Source organism: Streptomyces sp. NPDC028711 (genome assembly GCF_055565415.1).
The window spans coordinates 1-25,018 of record NZ_JBVHUJ010000020.1 but is presented as its reverse complement, the minus strand read 5'-3'; the positions used below and the strand labels follow the sequence as shown (position 1 = coordinate 25,018).

The window sequence follows — 25,018 nt, the reverse complement described above, 5'->3', positions numbered from 1 at the left end:
CGGCGCTACCCCGTGGGTGGCGAGAGCGAGGTAGTAGAGCCATGATTTCGGCCGATTAGGGTACAAGGTAAGTTAGTTGACGATTCCTCAGTTCTTTGGGCTGGGGCTGTGAGGCCCATGGCCATCAGTGCTTGCTGACGTTCAAGGGGTAGCTGGCCCCATCGCCGGCGGATGTTGCTGAGCCACTGGCCGAGGCGTACGGATCCGGAGGGGAGTTCCTCTGTGTGCCGTTGCGGCACACGGCTGTGTCCTTCCCGGGCGTAGAACTGTCTGAGTGCGGTGAGGCCTTGCTGGAAGGCGCGGTCTCGCCCACCGGAGGACCGTCTCAAGGGCGTAGCAGCGTTCAAGTCCGGGTTCTGCGTTGCCAGGTTCAGGCTGGCGAGCAGACTTAGTTGCTCTGGGGCTTGGGGCGGGTTGGTGCGCTGGGTGTGGAGCCACTCCCCCAGGCGTTCGCCGTTTTCGGTCTGGAAGTGCCGTGGAACGGTGGTGAGTGGGTGGCCGCTCTGCTCGTGGCGTCGCGCCGTGTGGTACATGCGCTGCCAGGTCAGGGGCCAGGGAGGGTTCCAGTGCGGGTCGAGGTCGTGGAGCGCTTGGGTGCGGGCGGGGGTGAGCTGGTCGGCTCGTTTGCGTTGGGTGGCGAGCCAGCGGCCGAGGGCGAAGCCGGTTTCGGGGTCGTGGTGGTCGACGGGGACGGCGAGGTGGCCGTGGGTGGTGGCGTAGGCGGCTGCGTGGGTGAGGCCTCGGTCCCAGGCTTGCTGGCGGGGGTTCCAGATGATGCCGAGTTGTTCGAGGGCGTGGGTGCGGGCGTGGTCGAGGGCGTTTTGGTTGTGGAGGTGGCGCTGCCAGGTGATCCAGCGGCCCAGGGGGTAGCCGGTGGGGTCTTGGTAGGTCTGGGGGGTGTCGAGGTGGTGGTGGGTGCGGTGGTAGCGGCGGGCTGAGGCGAGGCCGCGGCGCCATTCGGCGCTCTTTGGTTTGAGGACGCGCAGGGTGAGGGCGAGGGCGACTTCGTCGGCCTGAGTGGGGCGGTCGAAGTGGAGCCAGTGGCCGGGTTCGCCGGTGAGGGTGGGGCGGTGGGTGCGGGGGTCGGCGAGGCGTGCTTCGAGGCGGCTGTCGTGGGCGCGGAGGGCTTGGATGGTGCGCCATAGGGGGGTGTAGGCGTCGGCGCCGAGCAGGTCGTCGGGGTTTTCGTCGGGGGTGAGGTAGACGGGGACGATCAGGGTGGCTTTTTTGTTCGCGCCGGGTTGTTGGCGTAGGGCTCGGCCGACGGCCTGGACGGTGTCGACGGGGCTGTTCTTGGGGTCGGCGAAGACGACGGCGTCGATGGCGGGGACGTCGATGCCTTCGCCGAGGACGCGGGCGTTGGCGAGGACGGCGGGTTGTTCGGGGTGGGTGTGGGTGGCGTAGTCGAGGAGGATGCGGCGGCGGACTCGGGGTGGGTGGGTGCCGCTGATCCACTGTGACCACAGGCCGTCGGGTTGCAGGTCGGTGGGGAGGGCGGCGGTGGTGTCGGGGAGGGTGGTGGCGAAGGCTCGGGCGTCTTGGACGCGGTGGTGGAAGGTGAGGACGCGGCGGAGTTTGTGGTCGTGGATGGCTTTGAGGACGGCGACCTGGCGGCCGGCGAGGCGTAGGCCGTCGACGCCGGCGCCGGGTCCGGTGGCGAGCCAGTCGCGCAGGGTGGTGTCGTCGATGACGGGGACGAGGATCTGGTAGTCGGCGAGCAGGCCGAGGTCGATGGCGTCGGAGAGGGTGAGGCGGTAGGCGACGGGGCCGAAGAGGGTTTCGTCGTCCATGGAGGCGACGGTGTCGGCGTCCCCGTCGCGGTCGGCGTCGGCGTCCCAGATGCGGGGGGTGGCGGTGAGGTAGAGGCGGTGGTGGGCGGGGACCTGGTCGTCGTGGTGGACGGCGGCCCAGGCTTTGCCGATGCGGCCTGCGGTGCGGTGGGCTTCGTCGACGACCAGCAGGTCCCAGGGAGGAAGGCCGTGGGTCTGGTGGGCGGTGACGACGGCGGGCAGGGAGGCGTAGGTGGCGTAGACCGTGACCGGCTCCCCCGTGCTCTGGCTGGTCAGGGCGGCGAGCTCGGCGGGGCTGGTGGTCATGGGCAGGTCGCCGGCCGGGGTGTGGTCGACGGCCTGACGCGCCGAGCAGACGGCGACCGTGGTGCCCTTGCGCCCTGCCGCGTGCCAGGAGCGTGCTGTCTGGGACAGCAGGTCCAAGGTGGGCAGCAGGACCAGAGTCCTGCCTCGCGGGGTGAGGCGTGCTGTGGTGCGGGCGGCGATGAGCGTTTTCCCGGTACCGCAGGCGGCGACCACAGTGGCTCGGGAGTGGGTGCGCAATGTTTTGACGGCGGCGGTGACGGCTTCCTGCTGGTGCGGACGCAGCTCGATCTCTGGCATGGCGGTACCGCTCCAACGGGGTCGGCCGGGTGGTGCGGAGGGGACGGGTCACGGGGTGTCCCCTCCGCCTTCATGAGTGTCAGGCTATTGGGCTGCTTCGGTCAGGTGGGCGAGGGTGGAGCCGGTGGGGTTCTTGCGGACGTGGAGTCGGTGAGGGATGCGGCGGCGTAGTTCGGGGACGTGGCTGATGACTCCGACGGTGCGGTCGCCTCGAGTGGTCACCGACGCCCCTGCAAAAGCGCCTCACAACACCCAGCATGCCCATTCACCAGGGCAAAGGACCTACGAGGCTCACAGCCTGCTCACTAACCACACCTCGCCCGCCCACCCCGCCACACGTCTCGAAGCGCCGCCGCAAGGGGACCTGCGGACCTGGACCGACGCGTCTTGGGGGCGAGCATCAAGCACGTGCACATCTCTTGCTCCGGCTGGAGCTCGCCCCTGTGCGTAACGGCATCGGAACCGTCGATGCGGCAGCCGCGGCTACACCGCCGGAACTCGGCGGAACTCGCCGGAGTCGACGGCACTTCGACATCGCACAGGCCGACACCGCCCGCACACGGCACACAGGACGTGCCGGTTTATCCCCCGCGCAGCAGTACGCCCTGCCGGGGCCGTTCAGCCATTCGCCGCTCCGCATGTCAGTGCCGGGTGCCATTCTGAGCACCATGACGTGCACGGCATCGCTGACTTTGACCAATGTCGAACTCGACCGGCTCGCCGCACAGGGCGCTGAAGCGATTCTGGACGGTGGGGAGTACTTCGGATGCGACCTGGCCGCGTCTCACCCCGGTCGGCACGTCGCTCTCGTCGATGTCCTCGTTCTTGAAGGCCAGTTGCCCGTCACCACGCACTGGCTCTGGTGGCAGGCGGCCGGCCACGAGCTGACTCTCGGGCCCTCCTGCGAGCGCTGCCCGCTGCCTCTGCACCATCCCGCGGGCTCGGGCTGCTCCGGAGCGCGCGCTGTGCTCTGTGCCGGCACGGTCGAGATCACCAGCAGCGAGGCTGACATGCTCGACGCGCTCCCGAAAGGGGTGCACCAGGTGGAGAGGAATCTGACCTGTCAGTACGTTCCCGGCCACGCAGGACAGCACGTGGCTCTGGCCCAGAGCCAGGACCACGACGTCGACACCAGTACCGCCTGGTGGGTCACCTGGCCCCACGCCGGGGAGGGCCACCGCATCGAGGTCATGGACGAATGTCCCGCAGCAAGCGAGGAAGGACTGTGCAAGCATCCGGTGGGCCACCCGGGAGACCACTGGTTCTGAGGCGGCCCTGTCGCATCCCCGTGCGCGCAGCCCGCCCACTTGACGTCATGCGTTACCTGGTCGCGAATGACCACTCGGAGACACCCGGCTCATTCTTCCAGGGGTGAGCGGTCAGCGAGGGCGCCAGGTTCGAACCTCGAGGTGCGTGATGTGGGCGTCCTCGTGAATGCGGCCGGTTTCGACGAGCCATCTCTGGACGGCGGCAGTGACATCGCCACCTGCCGCATCGACACGGCGGGCGAAGTCGGCGGCGTCGAAGCCTCCCGTGGCAGCGGATCCGTAGGAGCGCTCCTCGGTGTGGTCGGCCCGCTGGACGACGTCGCGGCGGATGCCAGGTGAGTCGGTCCGGCTGCCCGAGGCGAGGGTGTAGCCGGTCTTGGGCATGCGGACGGTGAAGGCGAGGCGGAGGTCTTGGCGGGCGGCTTCGGCGATCAGGGGGCGTAGGCGCGCGGCTCCGGAGGCGATGGCTTGGGCGCCGGCGCGTCCGGTACCGGTTCCGGTGGGGGTGATGAGGACGGCTTTGGTGCGCACCCGGGCGCGGGTGCCGGCAGCGGTGGTGCGGCGGGTGATGTGGGGGGCTGCGAGGGCGGCGAGTTCAGAAGTGTCGGTGATGCCCGCGGTCTGGACGGCGGCCAGGACGTGAGTGAGGGCGGGGACGAACGCGGCGCCTTTGTTGCGTGTGTAGAACTGGGAGACCAGGGAGGGGTCGCGGTCGATGATGCGGGCGATGTCGCGCTTGGTGAACCCGGCGGCCTGGAGCTGGTCGGCGAGGTGAGCGGCCTCGTTGAGCTGTGGGGCCGGGGTGCGGCGGCGGTCGCGGGGCGGCATCAGGACTCCCCGGGGATGGTTGTCGGCGTGACGGCGGCGCGGCCGGCGTCGCGCAGGGCGAGGAGCTGCTCTTCGGTGGCGGGAGCGGAAACGGGGCCGGGGAGGTGGCCCTTGTTGAGGTAGTCGCCGGGCTGGCCGTGGTAGGGCCAGGGCTGGGGGGCGGTGAGGTAGACGGCGTCGGTGCGGAAGGCGACGACGCTGCCGGGCGGGGTATGGAGGGCTCCGGCGTAGGTGTTGTCGTCGCGGTGTCGCTGGGAGAGCAGGGCGGCGCGGGCGCCGGACCAGATCGCGGCGGCCCATTCCGGGTGGGCGTTGGGGTCGCGGGTGAAGCCGGTGGGGCGCTGCCAGGTGATCTGGTCGTCGGTGAAGCCGATGATCTCGGCGTCGATGGGGACGTCGCGTTCCATGGTGCGGGGGGTGGTGCCGGTGACCATGCGGGGGCGCTGGGCGAAGGACCCGATGCCGTAGAGGAGGAGGGAGCGGACGGCGCGGGAGGCCAGGCGGGCCGCGGTGCGCTGGTAGGGGTCGCCGTGGAGATCGGCCTGGGCGGCGAGGGAGGACCAGGCTTCCTTGAGTTTCTTGGCCCAGTCGTCGAGGGGTTTGCCGTCGTCGAAGAGCAGGCCGTCGAGGATCTCGATCCGCCAGGGCTGGATCGGGTTGGCGAGCGCGGTGTGGATTTCGGGTCCGCCGGCCCAGGTGGTGAACGTAGTGCCGGGGGCGGCGGGGTAGTGCCAGGCGCGGTCGCCGGGGGCGGGGGCGGGCAGGATGCCGACATGGTTCCAGGTGTCGGGGACGGTGACACGGACGTGCCAGTGACCGCAGCCGTACAGGGCCTTGATCTGCTCTTTTTCGCTCCACGAGGCGAAGATGGCGGCGGTGATGCGGCGAGGCGTGCCGACGGGGGACTTCCAGGTGTGCTTGGCGTAGGCGAAGGTCCGGTCGTACTCGACCAGCGCGGGCAGCTGCTCGGGCACCGCGGGCGGGACGATGAGCTCGGTGCGGCCCTGGCCGGCGGTGGCGTGCAGCAGGCCGCGGAGCTCCTCGGACAGGACGGGGTAGCCGTCGGCGTGCTGGCCTCGGCTGGGGATGGTGCGGGTCCACAGGTCGCGGCCGGTCTGGGACGGGGAGCCCATCAGGACCGCGTCGTTCCAGTGGGCGCGCAGCGTCTTCCAGAGAAGGACGAACGCGTCGCGGACGACGGCGGGGTCGGCGCCTTCGGGGTCGAACCACTCCCCCACCGAGCGGATCTCGACGTGGAAAGCGCCGTTGTCGCTCTGGTAGCGGGCGACGGGGTTGCGGGGGTGGACGAAGTGGCCGGCCATCTTGTCCTTGCCGCGGCCTGTGTCGGTGCGCCATCCGGGAATGGGGGCGTTCAGCCAGGCGGCGACGGCGTCCTTGAGGAACGGGTGCTGGTCTGCCTGGTGGTGCCAGGGGTCGCCGGCGGTGATGAAGATCCGCTCGGTGCCTTCGGGCACGGCGTGGAAGACGGCCTGGAGGATCGTGGCGGCGCGAGTGTCGGGCAGAGCCAGACGCAGGGTCTTGTCACGGTGGACAAGGATCCCGGTGGTGGTATCAAGGAATACCGTCGAGCGGGCCTGCTGGATGAAGTTCGGGGACGTCGAGGCCAGGTTCGGGGTGTGGGTGAACCACCGGTCCCCCTTGGCACCTTCAGGGATCGACGACAGCTCCCGCAGTCGCTCAGACACCTCGGGTACAGGGACCTGCTCGGGAGGCGCAGTCGGCTCTGGTGCGGCCGGGGCGGCGGGCGCTGAAGGGTGCATTCCTTGCGCCGGCGTGACGGCCACGGTGGCGGTCCGGGTTTGCGTCGGGGTGTCTAGGGTTTCAGGGTCCTGCTGTGTGGCGCCGTTGGGGGATGCCGGGGTCGTGGCGATGCTCTCGGGGGCGAGTGTGGGGGCGATGCTCACGACGTCCGCGACGCTCAGGCCGGCGGCCGGGGCGATGCGCTCGGCGGTGGCCTTCTCGTAGCCGGCAAGCATGCGGATCTGTTTGTCCCGGGCCGCTTCGAGTTTCGCCAGTGCGGCGCGGGCCTTCTTGATCTCGTCTCGGTCCGCGCGGAGGGCGGCGAGGGCGGCGTTGTAGGTCTTGGCGTCCATCACGATGCCTCGGTCGGGGCGGGGGTGCGGGCGAGGACGTAGGCGAACGGTCCGCCCGAGTGGGAGGGCAGGCGTGTGCCGAGCAGGAGGTCGGCGGCGTTTCGGTCGCCTTCGGCCCGGGAGGTGTAGGTGATCTGTGGGGTGATCAGGTCGGTGACGTAGCCGGCTAGCCGTGCGTGGGGGAAGGCGTAACGGCCTTGGTCGTTTCTCTTCCACGATTCAAGGCCCGTCAACGCGGCGATGACGTATCCGGAGACGGTCACGGGCAGTACTCGACCGGCCGCGACGCTGGCAGCGTCGCATCGCCACCATCCTTTGAGCGTCTCGAGGAGGTCTTGAACGGGAATGCGGGTGTGAAAGCCGGTTCCTTCACGGCCGCTCGCGGCCGGTGTCTGGGGCGCGTTCACACGCAGGACGGCGATCTCGGGCACGTCGAGCCGGTGAAGCGGTGCGTTCGGGCGAGCGCTGAGGGCTTGCACGGCTTGAAGGGGGATCATGACCCGGTTTCCCCGGCGTGCCAGCCCTGGCAGAAGCCCGGCGTGGACGAGCCGCCGGAAGGTGGTGACCGCACAGCCGAGTTCCGCAGCCGCTTGGCTTGTTGTCAGAAGCACGACCCCTACTCGAACATGCCGACTCATATATTCGATGACGCACATACCGTAGCGGGCTGTCGGCTCCGGATCCACTCACACTGCCCGGGAGGCTTCCCCGTTGGCTTTGCCAGACAGGCGCTGGCGGTGCTCCCGGTAGGTTCGAAGTTGCCTGCAGGCGGGTCCGCGGTGGGGCCTCAGCTGCATGCCGTCCCTGGCGGGCCATACCTGCCCGAACTCGAACGCGTCAGGGCCGCGAGCGCGGCAATGCCTCTCATCGTGTTCACTGACGTGCTGCGCCGTGGACGGCCGCTCACCTCCTCGGCCTGTACTGCCTCGCTCGGCACTCCTAGCCGGCGACACTCAGCGCCCCCTTCGGGTCGGTTGTCCCGGCCTCCGCACCGCATGGTCGGTGCTCAGACCAGTGAGACAAGCCGCAGTTCGATGCGACGGGACAAGGGCGGCCGGGACTTCTCAGATCCGTGGCCAATCGGTCACGAGGTGGCCATTGGCCGTGAGATTTGGCCACGCCATCTGAGATCCCACAGAGCACGTCCAGGGGGGTCCTGGAGGAGTTGCGGATGCCCCGTCCCTTGTGGTCCGGAGCGGTGTCGTTTGGCCTGGTCACTTCTCTGAACCAGTAATCGCGGTCCGTTGAGGCAGTCGGCAAACCTGTGGCACACGCGTACCGTCTCGGGCCAGGATGCGGCTATGCGTGATGTCCAGAGTGATTCCGAGTTGCAGGATCTGGTTCGCCGGTTCGTCACGCCTGATCGGCGATACCTTCGGTTGGGCGGGAGCGTTTTCCGGTTGAGCCCGGTCGAGCGCTCCGTGTTTGTGCGGGATCTGGCTCGGGCTGCGTACGAAATCACTCCGGCGGAGCTAGGTGTCCTCTTCGAGGGTGGATGGCGCGAGCGCAAGACTGCTGCCTGGATGGTTGCTGTGGCCCACAGGTCCGAGTTCCGCGAGCTCATGGGCCGGCTCCTACTGGCCAGCGAGGGGCCGTACGCGGGCGCGGCGTACTGCGTCGCCCTTGCGGAGTTCGGTACTGCAGCGGATGCCGAACTTCTCAGTGCATACCTTGATCACTACTTGTCGCGTCCCGACCTCGACTACGATCAGGCAGTCGTCCTTGGGACGCTACTGCACCTCGATGAGATGCTCGGCTCCGAGTACGCAACACGGTTCCTAGTCCCGGGCGGTCCCTGGGACCGATGGCTCGAGGTCCGGGCCGTGGCGGCCCTCGACCCGCAATACTGCCAGCAGACCGTGCAGCGACTCTGCGCATTCGTCGATGAGACCCATGCGGTCTTCGCCTCACTGGACTGCGAGAGCTGATCATGGCCGAGCGAGACATCATTCTCAACGAACTCGCCCAGGGTCTTCGCCCGATGTCATGGGGCATCGAGTGGTTCGACACTCACGGCCCAGAGGCGCAGGCTGAGATACTCCTGTTCCTGCGCCATCACTGCGTGCAGGCTCGCGCCGTCACCGAAGACGGACCCGAGAGCATTCGGCGCGCCGGGCTACGCGCGACGCACACGCCTGCGATTCTGATCACCTGCGGCCCGATCGACCAGCAATTGGGGAAAATTGCTGGCCTCACCCCTCTCGATGAGCGCCGCAAGGCGTTCCGGCTGATGGTCGCGGTACTCGCGGTCGCGGACGAACGGCGCCGCGAACGCTTCTGCTCCGGCGGATGCGGTCACTGGTGGCACAACCTGCCCATCGCCGCCGGTGATGAAGAGTCCCCGCGCCGCTGTTCTCCGCCCCTGCACTCCGTCTGCAGCAAGACGGGCTAACCTCGTGCATTCATCGAGTGGGCTGTCAGGCGGATAGCTGCGAGGCAGAAGCGACACCTGATCAGGGCAAACAGGGATTCTCTCGGTTCCCCTGTGACCTCGATCGGAGCCAGCTGTCAGGTGAGTAGCCCGGCCGTGGTTGTGGCATGCACTGGCCCTCGGGTTGGATGTGCTGATGGACCTGAGTGTTGATCGCCGCGAGCCGAACCCGTGGGCCTTGCCCGCGGTGGCACTTGGTGCGGGGCTGCTACTTGTCGGGCTTGTATGGACCTGGGTCTTCTGGGCGCCGGCTCTGCCGTTCGCATTCCTGGGTCTGGCGTTCTCCATCGGTGGCCTGAGGAGCGCCCGGCGCATCGGGGGCCGTCAATGGGCGGCGCGTGTGGCCTTTCTGGTGTGCAGTCTGGCCAGCGTGGCGGGCGTGGTCGCCCTTGCAGTCGTGGCCAGCAGTTACGACGGTCTGTGACCACCGCGCCGGAGCACGGGGCCCCAACCTGCCCGACGGGTGGTCAGGTAGGCAGAAAGTGCCTCTGGACAGCAAGAATAGGGATTGTCGAGGTCCTTGCTCCTGCCACCGTCGGAGGCACTTCCCAGGTGAAGAAGCGTATCGGGTCCTCTCCACGCATCCGCGTTGAGGGTGGCGGTCGCGGAGTGGTGTCCCAGGCCGGGGCCGTGCTGCTGGTCGAGACAGCCCGCAAGGCTGGGCTGGACCGGGCGATAGCGTCGGCACTGATGCCGTGGCGACGTCCGCAGGCGGTGCACGATCCGGGGGAAGATCCTGCTGGATGTAGCCCTCGCGGTCACGCTGGGCGGGGACTGCCTCGCGGATGTCGGGATGTTGCGGGCCGAGCCGGCCGTGTTCGGGCCGGTGGCATCCGACCAGACGGTCTCCCGCATGATCGGCGCCCTTGCCGCCGCCGGGCCGAAGGCCCTGTCCGCGATACGGGCCGCGCGGGCCGAAGCGCGTGAGCGTGCCTGGTCCCTGGCCGAGAACGCGGCCCCGGACGCCGCGGGACAGGTGATCGTGGACCTGGACGGGGTGCTCGTGCCGGCCCACTCCGAGAAGCAGGACGCCACCGCGACCTCGAAGAAGACCTTCGGGCACCATCCTCTGATGGGGCTCGTCGACCACGGAAGCGGCGGGAGCGGAGAGCCGGTGGCCGGCCTGCTCAGGCCCGGAAACACAGGCAGCAACACCGCCGCCGACTACATCACCACGACCCGACTCGCCCTGGCCCAACTTCCGGAGAAGTACCGGCGCGGACGCCAGACGCGGATCCCTACCGACTCCGCAGGCGGCACCCATGAGTTCGTCACCTGGCTCGCCCAGCACGGCCGGTGGCTGTCGTACTCGGTTGGCATGACCATCACCGACGCCATCCACCAGGCCGTCCTCAAAGTCCCGCCCGCCGCATGGACCGTGGCCGTCGAGCCGGACGGCGAAATCCGCGACGGCGCCTGGGTCGCCGAACTGTCCGGCGACGTCCTGGGCGGCTGGCCGAAGGGAATGCGGCTGATCGTCCGCAAGGAACGACCTCACCCCGGATCCCAGTTGCGGATCACCGACGCCGACGGCCTGCGGCTCACCGCCTTCGCCACCAACACCACCGGCATCCCGATCGCCGCACTCGAACTGCGGCACCGCCAGCGCGCGAGGGCCGAGGACCGCATCCGGGCCGCCCGCGCCACCAGCCTGCGCAACCTGCCCCTGCACGACACCGCGCAGAACCGGATCTGGCTGGAGATCGTCCAGATTGCCCTCGACCTGCTGGCATGGATGCTCGTGTTGGTTCTGACCGGCGGAATCCGCAGGTGGGAGCCCCGCCGCCTGAGACTCCGGCTCTTTTCCGCCGCCCAGATCATCACCACCGCCCGCCGCCGGCACCTGAGGTTCGCCCGCCACTGGCCCTGGACCAATGTGATCACCGACGCCCTGGCGCGGCTCGAAGCTCTCCCGGACCCCGGCTGACCAGCACGTTCCGTCCCTGCGAGCAGCACCACCCCGACCGGAGCCGTGGAACCCGGGGCCCACCCGGCGACAGCCGGGCCATCAGCCTGACCACCACCAGCCCGAACAACCGAAACGGCCCGCCGAAGAAACCGACGGACCGTCACGAAAGATCGAGGCTAACGGCAGTGCTCATGCGCGCGTGCCGTCGGCGTCGGCGCCGATCACCGCACTCAGGGCCCGCAAGGCGTCATCGTATTGGTGACGGTCGAAATGAAACGGACCGAGTGCCGCGTAGTCGCGGGTCCTGCGGTGCGGTTGCTCAAAGGCGTTCCAGCTTACGAGGTCCGCGGTCGCGGTAATGCGGGCCATGAGCGGCCAGCACCCCCACTCGCCGCATTCACAGCCGAGAACGGGTGTCTTCGCCCCCATCGCGCCAGTGGACAGTCCGAGGAAGTGGTCCTGCATCGAGCCGAACCGGAAGAACTCCGGGATCAGACCGCCGTAGGCATCTCCTGCAGGCTGCATCCCAGCCGCGATCTCGAACCCGTCGATCAGCTCGGTGAGTGGGGCCCCGTCGATGTGAGGGACGACCACGAGCGGACCGCCGTCGCCACGGGGCTGACAGTCGAACCGGATCTCCTTGCTGATCATCCCGTGATTGTCTCAACGACGCTGCTCCCTCCTTCAGGGCGGGGTGAGCGGGGATCTTGCGCGGCATGCCGAGGTTGATCGCCATACCACCGGATGCGGAGTCGATCTGGTCGACTTTGGATTCGGCGCCGGCGAGGCTGACGCGGAGTCCTTCGATCTCGCCGAGCCATTCTTCTCGCTCGGCCTCGGCGATCCGGTCCTGGAGGTTGTCCCGGATCTCAACAAGCCGGCCTCGCTGTGCCCGGTCGGGGCGCAGGAGGGAGCAGCGGACGCAGGCTTATCCGAACTAGCCCAGCTGTCCGCCCGGTGGGACGGATTGCCGTCGAGTTGCTGAAAGTAGTGGGCAGAAATCTCGCCTGCTGGGACCAGCCGGGCGTGTCGTGCGGCTGACTCCTGCCTTGTCGCTGATGAACGGACGTCCGGGGACAGGGGACAATGCAGGATATGGATGACGCGTTCACACTCCTTCGGCGGGCCGTCGACCTGCTGTCTGAGGACGCCGTAGCAGAGAACGGGCGGACGGTTGGGGATGTTCGCGAGGACATCGGGCGCCAGGAGTGGGAGATGGTGCTCGCCGTCCTCATCGAGATCGGTGACGTCCACCCCCGTGTCGGTGGACTTCTGGGAACTCCTCGCCGAGGCCGCTCGCCAGATGATGCTCGACCGCAGCCGCAGTTGGTGCGAGTGGCGAGCCTGGGAGATCCAGCACGGCACTGTCCGGGTGACCTTGAGCCTGGCGGGTGGGGAGGAGGGCCGACGCCGGACTGCCTTTTCCGGAGACGGTCGGCTCCGACCGATGTGGGACATCGGCAACCGCACCGCCGGCGGGGAACGAGAGCTGAGCATCGCAAGGTTGTGGGTGGAGTATGCGGAGAAGCTCGGCCCGGGAGAGACGGCTGATGCTCGGCTGGCTCCTCTGAGACCAGAGCAGTGGAGGCATCTGAAGACCGGTGATGTGATCACCATGCACGAAGCTCAACCTATTTCGGCACGGCCACGGTGATCGAGGTCTTGCCGCCGCGCGCCTGAGCCCATCGCGTCACCCCAGACGCGCCGCGAGCGACGGACGGTTGTCAGCCGCAGCCAGGGCTCGGGGCAGCTGGCCCGCGCTGGTGCGGAAACGTCTTCCACGTCGCCGTCATCGTGACGTTGATCCGCATCTGCCCACGTTATGGACCTCGCGTCCCGACTCAGCCGGCCTCCAGGGCGTCTGCCTGCCTTGTCAGGTCCGCCGCGATGCGATCCCAGTCCGGTCCGTGCAGCCACAAGTTCTCGGCAGCCTCGCGCATCAGCGCTGGCTCATCAGGTCGCTGCAGGAGCACCAACCGGTAGGACAGGTTGCGGACCCAGACCGGCAAACGACCATCGACCACGTGCGGGCAGAGCTCACGGAGCATGGCGAGGATCGAATCGGCGTCAGCGAAAGTCAGTTCCTCGATGAAGTAGTGCTCCCGGTGGTCGAGGTCGCACTCAGGCGTCGGTCCGAACTCGTCTCCGTAGAGACACCGAGCGTGCTCCGTCAAGGTGCTGTGCATGTCCTGGAGCCTATGACGCCTTGTTCCGCGGGAACGCAGCTTGGGGGCCTGTCGCGACGACGATCATCTGGAGGGTGCCCCAGTGGTATTTTGACCCGAGATCGCGGGAGGGTGAGTAGGCGGGTGGACAGAGACCGGCGGCATGAAGCTGTCGTGGTACTCCGCGAGCTCGGGCGAAGCCACGATTACCGTGACCGGGCGGATGCCGGTCACGGCCTGGCAGGCTTCGCCGAGATGCAGGAGGCCCTCGGGCCATTGCTGGAGCTCGTGCTCGACGCAGGTGACACCTTCGTCACCCGGGTGACCGCGGAAGCCGTGCTGCGGCGAAAGGACAGGATCGGGTTGGCGGTAGTCGCCTCCGCACTGGCAGTCGCCGACTCGAATCACAGCGATTGGATCCACACCGCACTTCACGATGTGTTCAGCATCTTCTCCGAGGACCGGGACAACGCGATGCAGTTGTGCGAGGAGATGTTGCGGGACACTGACGACCGCGTTGCCCTGGGGGCTCATCAGATGTACGAAGCCCTGGCCGAGATCGACCCCGTTCTTCGCCCCATGTAGCCCGGGGTGGACACTGCCGTGAGAGCGCAGGTGCTCGAATCTCCATCCTGGCATCCTGCCGGGCCCAGCTCCATGAGCGATTCCGCCGGCTGTCGCGTCGGCGCTCAGCGTTCTGGTTCGGCGCTGGTTCGTCCGGCGTCGCGACGGAAGTCGGGCATGCCGAGTTGGACGGTGGACGGCTGGGCTGCACGGTCGCGCATGATCTCCAGCTTCTGGGCGGCGGCGGCCAGGGTGGTCTCGATGGCGGCGACTTCGCCGAGCCAGCCCTGGTCCCTGGCCTCCTGGAGGCGGTCGATGAGGTTGGCGTGGATCTCCTGGAGGCGTGGCATCTGGGCGGGGTCCACGAGCAGTAGGGGGCATCTGACACAGGCGTTTTCATGCTGGCACGGGGTCGCGTAGTCGCGGCCGCAGGTTCCCAGGGCGACCTTGCGGAGTTCGAAGTGGGCCAGGAACTCGTCCCACTCGGTCGCGGTGAGCTCGCGGTACTCCTCGCTGGGCCGCTCGGTTCTGCGGCGGGCGATGAAGGCCCGGTGATGGGAGATCACGTCCTCCGGGTAGATCGCGGCATACCCCATGGTCGTGTCCAGAGCGGCGTGGCCGCAGATCTTCGCGGCGATGTGCGGGGGCAGTCCGGAGCGGATGGCGTCGGTCACGAAGATCCTTCTGAAGTCGTGGGGGTGCCATTCGAGCGGGTCGCCGGCCACGGTGATCTGGGCGGACTGCGAGGTCGCGACCAGGCACTCGCGGATGTAACTGCGGGTCAGCGGCCGGTCCTCAGTGCCGTACCGGCGTTGGAACAGGAACGGCATGGGCGGGCTCCATGTCTGCTCGAACACGTCGTAGGCCGACACCAGCGGCAGGGCGGCGTTTCCGGCCCGGACCCGGAAGATGACCGCAGTCAGCACCTCCGCCACCTCCGGGGAGACCAGTAGCAGGCGCTCCGAATCGGTCTTGGACGGGGCGACCTGCAGCATCGGCACCACCTCGCCGGTGGTGGGCAGTGTGTAGGCGATGAAGCTGTGGTGGGTGAGCTCCAGCATTTCCTCGATCCGGATGCCGGTGTGCCGCAGCACCTCCACCGTGGCCCAGGACCAGAACGCCGCCTCCTCCTCGTGTGTCAGGTTCCGCCGCCTGCTGGCGGTCACCTCGGTGGCATAGACGCGGCCGGCCTGCCCGGACCGGCAGCGCTCGAACTCCTCCCCGGCAATGAGGAACCGTCCCCCGGCCGGCGTCGCGCGAGCCGCGGTAATGCGAGCCTCGGCGTTCTTGCGCTGCCGGTCGACGGCGCGAAGCAGGGTGGGCAGCAACGGCAGTTGGGTCCTGGTCCGCTGGTCCATCCGGGACTTCACCCTGGACCTGGACTTCTTCGTCGCGCACTCGCTCGACTTGATCGGACACGGCGCCACCCAGGGCGCCCACCGCGCCGGATCGTCGGCCGCCCAGCGGGCGATGTCCTGGTAGAACGCCCGGACGAACACCAGCTCGCTGCGGAAGTTCACCCGCGGCCTCACCGGGTGGCCCTGGGCATCACGAATGTGGGCCAGACGTTCTTTCCACGCCTGCGCGACCTCCGGCGCCAGTCGCAGTGAGTCGATGCCCGGATGGTGGATCTCCAGGTCGCGCCAGAACAACCGGCATAGATTGCGGGCGATGGAACGCAGTGAGACGTGGTCGAGCTCGGGAGCCCGCTCGGTGAAGTACTCGACCAGCAGATCGCGGACGGACTGGCACTCGATGCCGTACCCGTCGACGATCTGCTCGATGCTGCGACGGCCCTCGATACGAAGCACCCGCAACCGCAGTGGTGCGCTGGCCGGGAGCACACCGGTCTCCTTGAGCAGGCATAGAACAGCGGCCGGCCCGCGCTGCCGCGGAAGTGGTGTTCCTCCAGTGCGGCTGTCAGCTCGATGCAGTCGCCGACGGTGATGTCGCTGACCCGGCCGCCCTTTCGGATCACGATCCAGGTGAGCTTGTTCAGGGCGTCGGACCTGGCCGCGGCAGTCGCGTGCTGGGCCAGTTGGTCGAGCCGCTGGAAGGCGTCGGGGTCGCTGGCGGCCCGGGTCTCGGTGAGCATCACCGTCAGGCGTTGCCGCAGCAGCCACAGGTAGCTGGGGCGGATCGCATGCCCGGCGACCAGGAGCGCCAGTCCCGTGGCCAGTTCATCGCGCTGGTGACGCTTGGGTGTGCCGCGCCCCTGCAGGGGCAGATCGGTCCACTCAAGGCCGGCGTCGTCCGCTCCGCTGGCCATCCAGCGATCCTGCCAGGTCTCCCCGGGCTGGCCTTCGAGCCAGTCCAGCAGCTTGACCAGGCCCCGCCGCCGGGTCTTGTCGCGGGTCAGGCCCACACCGGGGGCGGTGAACAGTCCCAGCAGCCGCTCGAACAGGCTCGCCCGGCTCTGACAGGTCTGCCACCAGCTTGCTTCGCCGACTCGCGGTTCCCACGCCAGCGCGTTCCCCACCTCAGGTGACTCGACGGGCCCGGCGACGTCGACCTGTACGGTCGTATTCACTGGCTCTCCCCGTCGGAAGTCGATGTGCCGAACAGCGCTGCCAGGACCTCGGGGCGATAGCCAGGCGCGGGCGGGGCTGGCGGTTTGGCCTGCGCGGTGCGCTGCCGTTCATGGTGGGCCAGGACGTGGGCGACGACCTCGTCGGGCGTGGGAGCGATATAAATTTCCGTGGTGGTGATGTGGGCATGTCCCATGACCCACTGCACGTCGGCCAGGGTCAGGTTCGGATCGCGAACCATCCTCTTGGCCGCGCTGTGCCTCAGGTCGTGCAGGGTCCAGTTCGCGCCGAGCAGCTGGTTGACGCGGGTGAAGACCATCCGGGCCGCGTCGTACTCGAGCGGGCGGAAGGGCCGTCGCAGCGTCCCCCACAGCGGCTCCGACGGGTGCTTGGGGACCATGCCGCGCAGTTCCTGCTGGTAGAGCCGCAGCCACACGAACGCATCGGCGGAGGCCGGAAGGTGCTGGAGAGTCTGGCTGCCCTTGCGGAGCACGCCGATCGTCTGGTCCTCGGGCGCGACCAAGCCCTGTTCGACGCCGAGCAGCTCAGAGGTGCGGGCGCCAGTGGAGATGTAGAACGCGATCAGGGCCCTGTCCCGGTTGCACTTCAACGCGGCGAACAGGTCGTTGAACGCCTGGTCGGGAATGATCCTCGGGGTCGGCTTGGGTTCCTTGGGCTGATAGGTGCCCCGGCGCGAGGGCTGCCGGAACGGCTGCATCGGGTTGTGATGCGCATTAGGACTCCCTTCGTCGGCAGCCCCGCCCTGCGGGAACGGGTTGATCAGCGGTCGGCCGTGGGTCTCACGGTGGTACTCGTAGAACGACCGGATCACCGCGCGAGCGTGCCGTCTGGTCCGAGCGGCGTAGTTCTCGCCGGGCGCGGCCTTCCCCGTGACCGGGTTCACCGAGCCCGGTGGGGGCGCGTCGGGACGGCGCTGGCGCGGAGGCTTCTTCGTGGTCTTCAGCCACAGTGCGAAGTCGCGGGCCTCGACCCGGCTCGCGAGATACCAAGGCACGTCCACCGCGTGTAAGAACCGAACCCACGCCAACAGCTCGTAGGCGTAGGACCGCAGCGACGTCGGACTCGCGTCGTCGGCGAGCATGTGGTGCAGGAACTCGCTCACCGACGCCACCTCGGTGCCATCGGCGTCCACCAGCCGAAACGGCTGCAGAGGGTCATCGCTCTTCTCGACGCGGCCGACCCTCGCCACCTTCAGCGCCGCCACATCCCGGACCGTCGTGCTGTGCTCTGGCATCTATACCTCCACGGGCTGATCTACTCGACGACACGCGACGAAACCAGATCCACCACCACACGTGCAGTCACCACGACCCGCCAGTAGCAGCCACAACCCCTCCGTCGTCACTGTGAGTTGACCTCGAAGGAAGCCCAGGGGGCACCTCACTTAGTTCGGTCAACGGGACGTGTTCGTGGATGCAGGCAGTACCGTAGGCGCGGGCGCAGGTGCCGACGGAGAGTTTGCGGCGTTCGAAGTGGCTGAGGAAGTCCTCCCACTCGGCGTCGGTGGGGGGTGCGGTACTCCTCGGCGGGGCGCATGGCGCGGCGGCGGGTGAGGAAGGCGCGGTGGGCTTCGACGGTCTCCGTGGGGTAGATGGCTAATGGTGGAGTCGGGTATTGGAACTGTCCGAATGCCTCAGCCATTGCGGACCCATGAGGTGAACTCGTCGGCGAGGCCGGGCGGGTTGGCGGCCTCGGTCTGCCGGGCGATCGCCTCGTAGTACTCCAGCTCGTGGACGATCACCGGCACGGTTTGGCCGACAGATCTTTCGATGAAGCCGGTCGTATGGAGGGTTCGGGCGAGCTGGCAGCAGGTCTGGTTGAAGCGGGCCTCGATCTCCGCGGCGAGTGGCCCGATGACTGAATCCCAGTCTGCGAGGTCGGTCGGCTCGTCGTACCAAAGTCCGAGGTCGCTGATCCACTCCTGGCGAGCTGTGGCCCCGGCGGGGTCGCTGGTCAGGTCGCCGACCACAGTCAGCTCGTTCTGGATCCAGAAAGCGTAGTTCCAGCGGGCTTCTGCCTGGTCAGAGGCGTCCTGGATGCTGTGTCGGGCCTGAGTTTCAGTGTTGTAGCCGATCGTCAGGGTCGGCTGACGAGGGTCGTCGTCCTCGTTGTCGATGAGGAAGGAGACAGCGTAGATGTCGCTGGCGTCGGCGGCCGGGATGGATGCGAGGGCTCTCTCGACGAGGTGCTGGAGGTGATCGTTGAACGTCATGGCCGGCGGGGTCCTGTCGGTCAGGGTCATGAGTCCCACTGGTCGCAGTACTCGATGTGGATCTCGCGCGCGTCGCCGAGAATGCCGTCGTTGGAGTGGAGCTCGGTGCAGAAGTGCGGGTAGCTCGGATGGACGGGGACGTATCCGGGGCCGTTTCGGGCGATGTCGAAGAAGTGTCGGGCGGTGTCCCTGAACACCTTCGCGCTGCCGGTCATGAACAGGGTCTCGGCGTGGAGATGCTGGTGGAACAGATCCCGGTTCTCCTGGTAGTGCCGTGCCTCGTGGTCAGTCACGGCTTCGTCGGTGTGTCCTGGGCCGGGCAGCGTCACGGTCTGCGGACGCCCTGGGCCGAGCCGTCGTCGTATTTCCTTCCAGCGTGAGGGTGCGAACTGGAGCGAGTGGTGCAGCAGCACGAGATCAAGCTGCCGTGTGCCGTCTTCTGGCAGCTCGCGGGAGGGGCCACGGTTCCCCCGCATCGGCAGGTGGACCAGCGAGCGCGGTGAAGAGGCAGCGAGCTTCCATAGCCCACCGATTCGCTGGGCGGCATCCTGATCGAGGTAGGTGTCCAGGTGCCGATCGTGGTCGATGAGCACTGCGTGGACCAGGGGCCGGGCCGGTCGGATGACCTTGAACTCCGTGGATCCGAGCCGTGCTTGGTGGATGGTGATGGGTAGCTTCATTGGTTCTCCGGGACACGGCGGCTGACATCGGCGGCGTAAGAGGCCCAGTCGCCGGCTGATGCCTTCTGCCATTGGACGGCGACTTGGATGTGGACGCCGAGTACCCGGGCGAGGATGACGGCGGGGAGTTCGGCGGCGAGGGTGAACAGTGCGGTGGAGCGGTCCTGCCGGGGCCGGATCCCGATCTTGTGGAGACGCTGGCCGATCCGGTCATCGCCGAGGGGGTGTCCTGGGCGGCCGCCGGGAAACAGCCAGGGGACGTCCTCGGGGGTTCCGATCTTGGCTTTGCCTCGGCGGGTCGCGACGAGCTCGCGGACGAGTGCGGCCAGCGGCTCGGGTAGGACGACTGGCGAGGTACCGAACGTGATCGCGACGGTGTCGTTGTCGAGGTGGACGTCGTCGACAGTGAGCTGGCTGATCGAGGCGATCTTCTGCGCGTAGAGGACCAGCAGCAGTCCGGCGACGCGGTCCGGGGTGGGCAGGGCGTCGTCGTGGAGGAGCCGTCGGGCATCTGACCAGCGTTTCTCGCTGTCGATCGTGCTGAGGGGGCCCGTCCAGCGGGTAGTGCCGTAGGTCAGGCCGCGGGCGTGCCGGTTCTGTACCGACCAGCGGACGAAGTGGCCGGTCTCGTCCCGGTAGCTGGCATCGGCGTCTGAGGTCCATCGCTCCAGGTCAGGCTGGGTGCAGTCGCTGAGCGTCAGGCCGTTGCCGGTCAGCCAGTCGAGGAAGTTGGCCGCTGCGGTGACGTGGCAGCGGACGTTCAGGGCTTGGAGATGGGTGGTGTGTTCCTTGCCGAGGCGTCGTCGGAGTCGCCGCAGGTGATGCCAGCTTGCGTATCCGTGCAGGATCCGGCGTTCGGTGGGGTCTGTGCGGGCCTGAACTGCCGCGGTGATCCAGCCCTCAAGCGCGACAAGGCGTTCGTCGCGGGCCGGCAGTGCTCCGGTGGCGACCATGACGCTGCGGAGATGTGCGAGAACCTTGCTCGCGGGCAGCTCGTCGAGCGTTTCGTGCGTGACGGGTCGTTCGTCGCGGCCGATCTGCTGGAGCAGGATGCTGACCTTCGAGCCCGATAGCCAGAACATGGTGCTGGTGGGGCGTTCGGCTCCGGACAGTGCCTCGTAGAGGGGGACGAGGTCCTGCCGGACTGTGCCGGTGTTGCCGCCAAGGAGGTCGCGTACCAACTGGTCGAGCGTGCATCGCTGGCAGGGGCGGGTGCTGAGCTGCCATGTGGTGCGGCAGACCGGGCAGCGGCCCCAGAAGTCCGGATCCGGGTTGGTGCACTTCGCGCACAAAGGCGCGTCCCAGGTGCCGCCGCGGACGTGGTCGACGGTGCCGCAGCTGCTGCATGGTGTCCACCGCAGCTGGCACCGGTTGCACCAGGGTTCGCCCGTGACCCGGGAAATCTCACAGACCGCTGTCCGTCCGCAGATGCCGCACTGGGTGGCGGTCCTTGGCCGGCAGTTGGCGCAACGGGGTCCGTCGGGAAGGCGGACGGCGACTTTCTGGCGGCGCCCGCAGCCGCAGCATTCCTCCAGGTTGACGGGGTCGCTGACGAGGCAGTTGGGGCAGAGCGGGTGCCCTTCGGCATCCCGGGTGGCGGGTTCGCGGATGGCTCCGCAGCGGATGCAGGGCACGGCCGAGTTGCGGGCGAAGCAGTTGCGGCAGACCCGTTTGCCGTCCAGGAGCTTCGAGAGTGCCTTGACCTCCTGGCAGCGGAAGCAGGCCGGGTTGACCACCGTCGTGGCGCCGGCTTGGACGAGTTCGCTGATGAACCGCAGGACGGCGGGGGTCGGGGCATCGTAGCCGGCGCCGGTCAGCAGGTCGGGCTGGGCGATGACCGCCCAGGCCAGGCGGCGCTGGCCTGCCGTTCGGACGGCGGCGCGTTCGAGGGCTGATCGAACGGTGTCGGCGGTCAGCACGGGATCGACGGCGGTGACGAGTCGGGTGAGTTCGGCGAGTGGATCGCCGTTCATGTCCGGGCACTTTGCGCAACGAGGTTCGCCGTGGCGGTCCCGGCTGACAACGCGCCGCTGCTGGCGGCAGCCCGCGCAGACGGCCGGCTTGTCGAAGCAGGGCGAGCATCCCCACCGGCCGCCGGTGCGGCTGCCCACGTAGGGGCGTCCGCAGCCGCACTCACCGCAGCGGGGAAGCGCGATGTCCTGGGCGCCGGCTTCGCGAAGAGCCATCAGCAACCGCGCGACGCAGAACGGTGCCGGAGGCCGTCCGGTCCGCAGTAGCGGCGGATCGTCATGCAGGGCCTGGGCGAGGCGCCGACGACCGGCTCGTTCACGCATCACCGTGCAGACGATCTCGCGAACGCGGTCGGCGTCCAGGTGCCGCTCGACGTTTCCGACCAGCCGCACGACCATGCCGACCGGGTCGGCCAGAACCTCCTCCGCGTACCCGTTCAACGGTCCACCGGTGCGATCCTGGCCCGCTTGGGCCGCAGGTCACCGACTCCGTCGGCGGCGGGCGCCCCGCCTGCCGCCGCCTTCTTCTGCTTCTTCACGGCGCCGGCCGTTGCGATCGGCTCGATGAGGTCGTCCATCGTGCAGTCCAGGATGTCCAGCAAGGCCATGAGGATCTTCAAGCTGAGCCGCTCGGGCCGGTCCACGACGAGCCGGTAGACCTGGCTGGAGGACAGTGCGATGCCGCGTTCCTCGAGCGGAGGGATCAGGTCGGTCGTGGAGAACATCCCGCGGTCCGCCATGATCTTGCGCAGGTGCCACTGGTAGTCGAGCTTGGCGGCCATCGTCGGGTCCTTCCTCGTCACGTTCCGGCGAACGCCGGGGCAAGTGCCTTGCTCAGGGCAGTGTTCATGAAGTCGTCGCTGACGTGGGTGTAGATGGCGATGGAGCTGTCACACTCGTGGCCGACTTGCTGCTGGATGAACCGACGGTCGACCCCGTCCTCGGTCAGATGCGTGACGTACGAGTGGCGGATTGAGTGGGGGACGAGCTCCTTCGGGAGCTTCAACGCGTCCCGGTAGGCCACGAATCAGGCGTTGATCTCGGAGGGCTTGACCCGGCCTCCCCGCTCAGTGACCCACAACGCTGGGTGGTCCTCGCAGCCGAACCGCGGCCGCACGTTCTCCACATAGTCCTGGACCGCGTCCACCGCCCAGTCCATCACCGACAGCACGTTCCGGCGCCGTGGCGGCTGGCCCTTCTTCGCCTTTCCGTAGCGGACGTTGAGCGTGCCGTACCGGCCGAACTGTCGCGCCTTCGCGTTGCGTCCGAAGTCGACGACATCCAGCTTCGAAGTCTCCGTCCGACGCAGACCCCACCCGTAGACGACCTTGAACAGTGTGGCGTCGCGGTAGGCAGCAAGGGCGCCCTTGCGCTTGGACTTCACCGCGCGTTCCACCTGATCGTCGGCGTAGTCGAGGAACCGCTGCAGTTCTTCCCGGGTGAATGGCCTGGCCTCCGGGTCGCCCTCGTAGTCGTTGAGGTGGGCGATGGTGTTCCACTCGTGGCAGATCGCCACGGGATGGGTACCGAAGGCGTCCTCGCAGGCCGGCCCCCAGCCGTAGCGGCCGTCAAAGAGGAACTCTGTGAACTGCCGAACCTCGCCTTGGTAGCTGCGGATCGTGGACGGTGCCAGGTGCTTCTCGCCCGCCAGCGAGGCCGACCACTCGTCCATGTGGCCCGGCAGCCACGACCACGGGTACTCGTTGGTGAATTCATGGAAGCGCCGGATCAGCCGTTCCCGCCCGGCGATCGTGCCTTCCTTCAAACCCCGGAACATCTGCTGGGCCCGCCAGCCCCGCAGCATCGCATCGACCATCGCGTCCTCCGGACGCAGCTGGATCACCCCGGAGACAAGCTCCAGATGAGCCGCCCCGGCCAGGGCCACCTTCCGCTCTTGCACCACTCCAGACCATCCCTTCTGGAGGGAAAATCCTGCATCAGATGGGTTCCATCTGGCAAACTCCCTGCTCAGGAGGCCGCTTCGTAGTAGCGTTGGAGTCCATCAGGCCCTCGCCCCGAGCTGGCGACCTGCGACTTCTCGCCCGTCTGATGCAATTCCCGAGCCTTGTTGTAGCCCATGGTGGTGTTGATGTTGCTGTGGCCGACGATGACCTGAGCGATGTGGGATGGCAGTCCGGAGCGGATGGCGTCGGTGATGAACATGCGCCGGAAGTCGTGCGGTGTAAAGTCCAGCGGCCGTCGGGGATCCGCCGCGGCAACGTCGAGGGAACCTTCGGCCGATAGCGACCGCCGCCCGTCGCCCGCATCGAGCCGCCAGCGGAGACTGCACGGCGGCGGTCCCGCACGGCGGGAAACGGGTTGATGATCGGACCTGTGCCCTCCTCCAGGTGGAAGGCGTAGAACGCGCGCAGCACGGCCTCGGCGTGCACGCGCGTCCTGGCCGAGTACATCGGCCCCGGCGCCGCCTTGCCCGTCACCGGATTCGGCATCCCCGCCAACCGGCCCGCCAGCATCGGCAGTGACGTCCGTCTCCACCAGCCCACCGGATTCCGGCACATGAAGCTGGCCAGATCCCGGGCAGAATCACCCGCCTCAAGCATGGCCGCGAAGCTGGCAGAAACAGGCTCTGACCTGTGAATACACCGATCTTAGTTCAGTCAACGGGACGGTGCCTATCAAGCTTGAGGCGGCGACGGAGTCGCACTCGGTGTCCTTCCGGCAGATCCACGAGAAGGACGGCGGGCGCGTCCGGTACCAGAAGGTGTGCGGGATCGACGACAAAGTGCTCACCGACGACGAGATCGGCAAGGGGTACGAGGACCGCAAGGACCACATCATCCCGATCACCGAGGAGGACCTCGCGGGGATGCCGCTGCCGACGGCGAAGGCGATCGAGATCGTCGCCTTCATCCCGGCGGACCAGGTCGACCCGATCCAGTACGGCACCGGCTCGTACTACCTGACCGCCGACGGCCAGGTCGCGGCCAAACCGTACGTGCTGCTCAGGAAGGCGCTGGAGCGCAACGAGAAGGTCGCGGTCGCAAAGTTCGCGCTCCGCGGCCGCGAGCGCCTCGGCCTGCTCCGCCCCCTCGGCAACGCGCTGCTGCTGTCCGGGCTGCACTGGGGCGACGAGATCCGCTCCCCCGCCGAGCTCGCCCCGAAGGAGACCGAGCTCACCGAGAACGAGGTCGCCGGCGCGCTCACGCTGATGGACACGATGACCGTCGACTCGATCACCGACCTCGACGTCACCCACCACTACACCGAGGCGCTCCTCGAAGTCATCGAGGCGAAAGCCGAGCACCGGGCGCCCAGAACTGCCGAGTCCGAGGCGGCACCGGCCGGTCAGGTCGTCGACCTGATGGCCGCGCTCGAGAAGTCCGTCGCCGACGCCCGCGAGCGCCGCGGCGGGGCCGTCGGCGGCGGGGCGAGGCGACCATGCACGACATGCCCTCGCCGAAGAAGAAGACGGCCAAGAAGGCCACCGCGAAGAAGACGGCGCGGAAGAAGACGGCGACGCGCCGCCCGAAGTCCGCCTGACCACGACGCCGTCGCAGGGCCAGCGGACGGTCGAGACCCCAGAGGGCGAGGCGGCCGTGCGTAGGCACACACGGATAACACTTTCGAACACTTCGCCGCACTACACGGCATGAACGACCGGCCTGCGGGCCTGAGGTGTGCCCCGGCCGTCTGGAACCGGGCGCTCGAGGCCGCACGTCCCCCCGTACATGCTGACCGTCCTGGGGATATTCTTCGCCGTCGCGCCCGCCGTCGTCTGGATGAAGCTTGCCCGCACCCGCCCCGTCGGCTTCGCGATCGGCGGCGCGCTGTTCGCCGGAGCAGGTCTGCTGATCGGCGTCCAGCAGGGCTGGATCGATGCCCCTAGGGGGTGTCCGGAAAGTCATGGCAGCCAGAGGCGAAGGCAGGCGAGGGTGACCATGGCTTGGTAGTGCCGGGCTCGTTTGTCGTAGCGG

25 protein-coding genes and 1 pseudogene are annotated in these 25,018 nt (G+C 68.1%); 9 read left to right on the top strand and 17 right to left on the bottom strand.

Going from position 1 to position 25,018, the window contains the following annotated elements:
- Window positions 1–5 precede the first annotated feature (5 nt).
- Both ACZ4VK_RS35740 and ACZ4VK_RS35735 read right to left on the bottom strand, forming a co-directional pair.
- Window positions 6–2,393 (bottom strand): helicase associated domain-containing protein, encoded by a 2,388-nt coding sequence (locus ACZ4VK_RS35740; protein WP_468361881.1) that lies wholly within the window; start codon window positions 2,391–2,393, stop codon window positions 6–8.
- A gap of 84 nt (window positions 2,394–2,477) precedes the next feature.
- On the bottom strand, window positions 2,478–2,615 hold the full coding sequence (locus ACZ4VK_RS35735; protein ID WP_468361878.1) for a hypothetical protein: 138 nt from the start codon (window positions 2,613–2,615) through the stop codon (window positions 2,478–2,480).
- Between the two features lie 221 nt (window positions 2,616–2,836).
- Here ACZ4VK_RS35735 and ACZ4VK_RS35730 point away from each other — a divergent pair, with 221 nt between their 5' ends.
- Entirely contained in the window at window positions 2,837–3,661 is an 825-nt protein-coding gene (locus tag ACZ4VK_RS35730; protein WP_468361875.1) for a hypothetical protein, read from the top strand.
- Window positions 3,662–3,772: 111 nt separating this feature from the next.
- Here ACZ4VK_RS35730 and ACZ4VK_RS35725 read toward each other — a convergent pair whose 3' ends face one another.
- From ACZ4VK_RS35725 to ACZ4VK_RS35715, 3 genes are read right to left on the bottom strand one after another with little or no spacing between them, the layout of a single operon-like run.
- Window positions 3,773–4,489 carry a helix-turn-helix domain containing protein gene (locus ACZ4VK_RS35725; RefSeq protein ID WP_468361872.1) on the bottom strand — a complete coding sequence of 239 codons (717 nt, stop codon included), beginning with the start codon at window positions 4,487–4,489 and terminating at the stop codon, window positions 3,773–3,775.
- A complete protein-coding gene (locus ACZ4VK_RS35720) occupies window positions 4,489–6,603 on the bottom strand; it encodes a hypothetical protein (RefSeq protein WP_468361869.1) in 2,115 nt (704 codons plus the stop codon). Before ACZ4VK_RS35720 ends, ACZ4VK_RS35725 begins: the two co-directional genes overlap by 1 nt.
- A complete protein-coding gene (locus ACZ4VK_RS35715) occupies window positions 6,603–7,241 on the bottom strand; it encodes a helix-turn-helix domain-containing protein (protein ID WP_468361911.1) in 639 nt (212 codons plus the stop codon). Before ACZ4VK_RS35715 ends, ACZ4VK_RS35720 begins: the two co-directional genes overlap by 1 nt.
- Before the next feature lie 663 nt (window positions 7,242–7,904).
- Between ACZ4VK_RS35715 and ACZ4VK_RS35710 the strand changes: the two genes are divergently transcribed.
- From ACZ4VK_RS35710 to ACZ4VK_RS35695, 4 genes and pseudogenes are all read left to right on the top strand, one after another.
- Window positions 7,905–8,531 (top strand): DUF6000 family protein, encoded by a 627-nt coding sequence (locus tag ACZ4VK_RS35710; RefSeq protein WP_468361866.1) that lies wholly within the window; start codon window positions 7,905–7,907, stop codon window positions 8,529–8,531.
- Window positions 8,532–8,533: 2 nt separating this feature from the next.
- Window positions 8,534–8,995 carry a DUF5958 family protein gene (locus ACZ4VK_RS35705; RefSeq protein WP_468361863.1) on the top strand — a complete coding sequence of 154 codons (462 nt, stop codon included), beginning with the start codon at window positions 8,534–8,536 and terminating at the stop codon, window positions 8,993–8,995.
- A 175-nt stretch (window positions 8,996–9,170) separates the two neighbouring features.
- Window positions 9,171–9,458, top strand: coding sequence for a hypothetical protein (locus ACZ4VK_RS35700; protein WP_468361860.1), 288 nt, complete (start codon window positions 9,171–9,173; stop codon window positions 9,456–9,458).
- Window positions 9,459–9,586: 128 nt separating this feature from the next.
- Window positions 9,587–10,961, top strand: a pseudogene (locus ACZ4VK_RS35695) (IS1380 family transposase).
- Window positions 10,962–11,132: 171 nt separating this feature from the next.
- Here the strand turns inward: ACZ4VK_RS35695 and ACZ4VK_RS35690 are convergent.
- A complete protein-coding gene (locus ACZ4VK_RS35690) occupies window positions 11,133–11,594 on the bottom strand; it encodes a hypothetical protein (RefSeq protein WP_468361857.1) in 462 nt (153 codons plus the stop codon).
- 43 nt (window positions 11,595–11,637) lie between these two features.
- Here ACZ4VK_RS35690 and ACZ4VK_RS35685 point away from each other — a divergent pair, with 43 nt between their 5' ends.
- Window positions 11,638–11,928, top strand: coding sequence for a hypothetical protein (locus ACZ4VK_RS35685; protein ID WP_468361854.1), 291 nt, complete (start codon window positions 11,638–11,640; stop codon window positions 11,926–11,928).
- 856 nt (window positions 11,929–12,784) lie between these two features.
- Here ACZ4VK_RS35685 and ACZ4VK_RS35680 read toward each other — a convergent pair.
- Window positions 12,785–13,129, bottom strand: coding sequence for a hypothetical protein (locus tag ACZ4VK_RS35680; protein ID WP_468361851.1), 345 nt, complete (start codon window positions 13,127–13,129; stop codon window positions 12,785–12,787).
- 153 nt (window positions 13,130–13,282) lie between these two features.
- On the opposite strand from ACZ4VK_RS35680, the gene ACZ4VK_RS35675 reads away from it, so the two are divergent.
- Complete coding sequence (locus ACZ4VK_RS35675; RefSeq protein WP_468361848.1) at window positions 13,283–13,693, top strand: hypothetical protein; 411 nt, start codon at window positions 13,283–13,285, stop codon at window positions 13,691–13,693.
- A gap of 104 nt (window positions 13,694–13,797) precedes the next feature.
- Here ACZ4VK_RS35675 and ACZ4VK_RS35670 read toward each other — a convergent pair whose 3' ends face one another.
- The 10 genes from ACZ4VK_RS35670 to ACZ4VK_RS35625 all read right to left on the bottom strand — a co-directional run bounded on the left by ACZ4VK_RS35670 (window position 13,798) and on the right by ACZ4VK_RS35625 (window position 23,579).
- On the bottom strand, window positions 13,798–15,192 hold the full coding sequence (locus ACZ4VK_RS35670; RefSeq protein ID WP_468361845.1) for a tyrosine-type recombinase/integrase: 1,395 nt from the start codon (window positions 15,190–15,192) through the stop codon (window positions 13,798–13,800).
- A gap of 8 nt (window positions 15,193–15,200) precedes the next feature.
- Complete coding sequence (locus tag ACZ4VK_RS35665; protein ID WP_468361842.1) at window positions 15,201–16,202, bottom strand: hypothetical protein; 1,002 nt, start codon at window positions 16,200–16,202, stop codon at window positions 15,201–15,203.
- Complete coding sequence (locus ACZ4VK_RS35660) at window positions 16,199–17,455, bottom strand: tyrosine-type recombinase/integrase (protein WP_468361839.1); 1,257 nt, start codon at window positions 17,453–17,455, stop codon at window positions 16,199–16,201. The genes ACZ4VK_RS35665 and ACZ4VK_RS35660 overlap by 4 nt, the downstream gene beginning before the upstream one ends.
- A 399-nt stretch (window positions 17,456–17,854) precedes the next feature.
- On the bottom strand, window positions 17,855–18,463 hold the full coding sequence (locus tag ACZ4VK_RS35655; RefSeq protein WP_468361836.1) for a hypothetical protein: 609 nt from the start codon (window positions 18,461–18,463) through the stop codon (window positions 17,855–17,857).
- Window positions 18,460–19,113, bottom strand: a complete 654-nt coding sequence (locus ACZ4VK_RS35650; RefSeq protein ID WP_468361833.1) for a hypothetical protein — start codon at window positions 19,111–19,113, stop codon at window positions 18,460–18,462. The genes ACZ4VK_RS35655 and ACZ4VK_RS35650 overlap by 4 nt, the downstream gene beginning before the upstream one ends.
- Window positions 19,110–21,524, bottom strand: coding sequence for a site-specific integrase (locus tag ACZ4VK_RS35645; protein ID WP_468361830.1), 2,415 nt, complete (start codon window positions 21,522–21,524; stop codon window positions 19,110–19,112). Before ACZ4VK_RS35645 ends, ACZ4VK_RS35650 begins: the two co-directional genes overlap by 4 nt.
- Window positions 21,521–21,865, bottom strand: coding sequence for a helix-turn-helix domain-containing protein (locus ACZ4VK_RS35640; RefSeq protein ID WP_468361827.1), 345 nt, complete (start codon window positions 21,863–21,865; stop codon window positions 21,521–21,523). The genes ACZ4VK_RS35645 and ACZ4VK_RS35640 overlap by 4 nt, the downstream gene beginning before the upstream one ends.
- Before the next feature lie 17 nt (window positions 21,866–21,882).
- Window positions 21,883–22,107 (bottom strand): tyrosine-type recombinase/integrase, encoded by a 225-nt coding sequence (locus tag ACZ4VK_RS35635; protein WP_468361824.1) that lies wholly within the window; start codon window positions 22,105–22,107, stop codon window positions 21,883–21,885.
- Between the two features lie 3 nt (window positions 22,108–22,110).
- Window positions 22,111–22,986, bottom strand: coding sequence for a tyrosine-type recombinase/integrase (locus tag ACZ4VK_RS35630; RefSeq protein ID WP_468361821.1), 876 nt, complete (start codon window positions 22,984–22,986; stop codon window positions 22,111–22,113).
- A gap of 65 nt (window positions 22,987–23,051) precedes the next feature.
- Window positions 23,052–23,579, bottom strand: coding sequence for a site-specific integrase (locus ACZ4VK_RS35625; protein ID WP_468361818.1), 528 nt, complete (start codon window positions 23,577–23,579; stop codon window positions 23,052–23,054).
- Between the two features lie 133 nt (window positions 23,580–23,712).
- Here ACZ4VK_RS35625 and ku point away from each other — a divergent pair, with 133 nt between their 5' ends.
- Both ku and ACZ4VK_RS35615 read left to right on the top strand, forming a co-directional pair.
- A complete protein-coding gene (gene ku / locus ACZ4VK_RS35620) occupies window positions 23,713–24,648 on the top strand; it encodes a non-homologous end joining protein Ku (RefSeq protein WP_468361815.1) in 936 nt (311 codons plus the stop codon).
- 124 nt (window positions 24,649–24,772) lie between these two features.
- Entirely contained in the window at window positions 24,773–24,994 is a 222-nt protein-coding gene (locus tag ACZ4VK_RS35615; protein ID WP_468361812.1) for a hypothetical protein, read from the top strand.
- The last annotated feature ends 24 nt before the right edge of the window (window positions 24,995–25,018 follow it).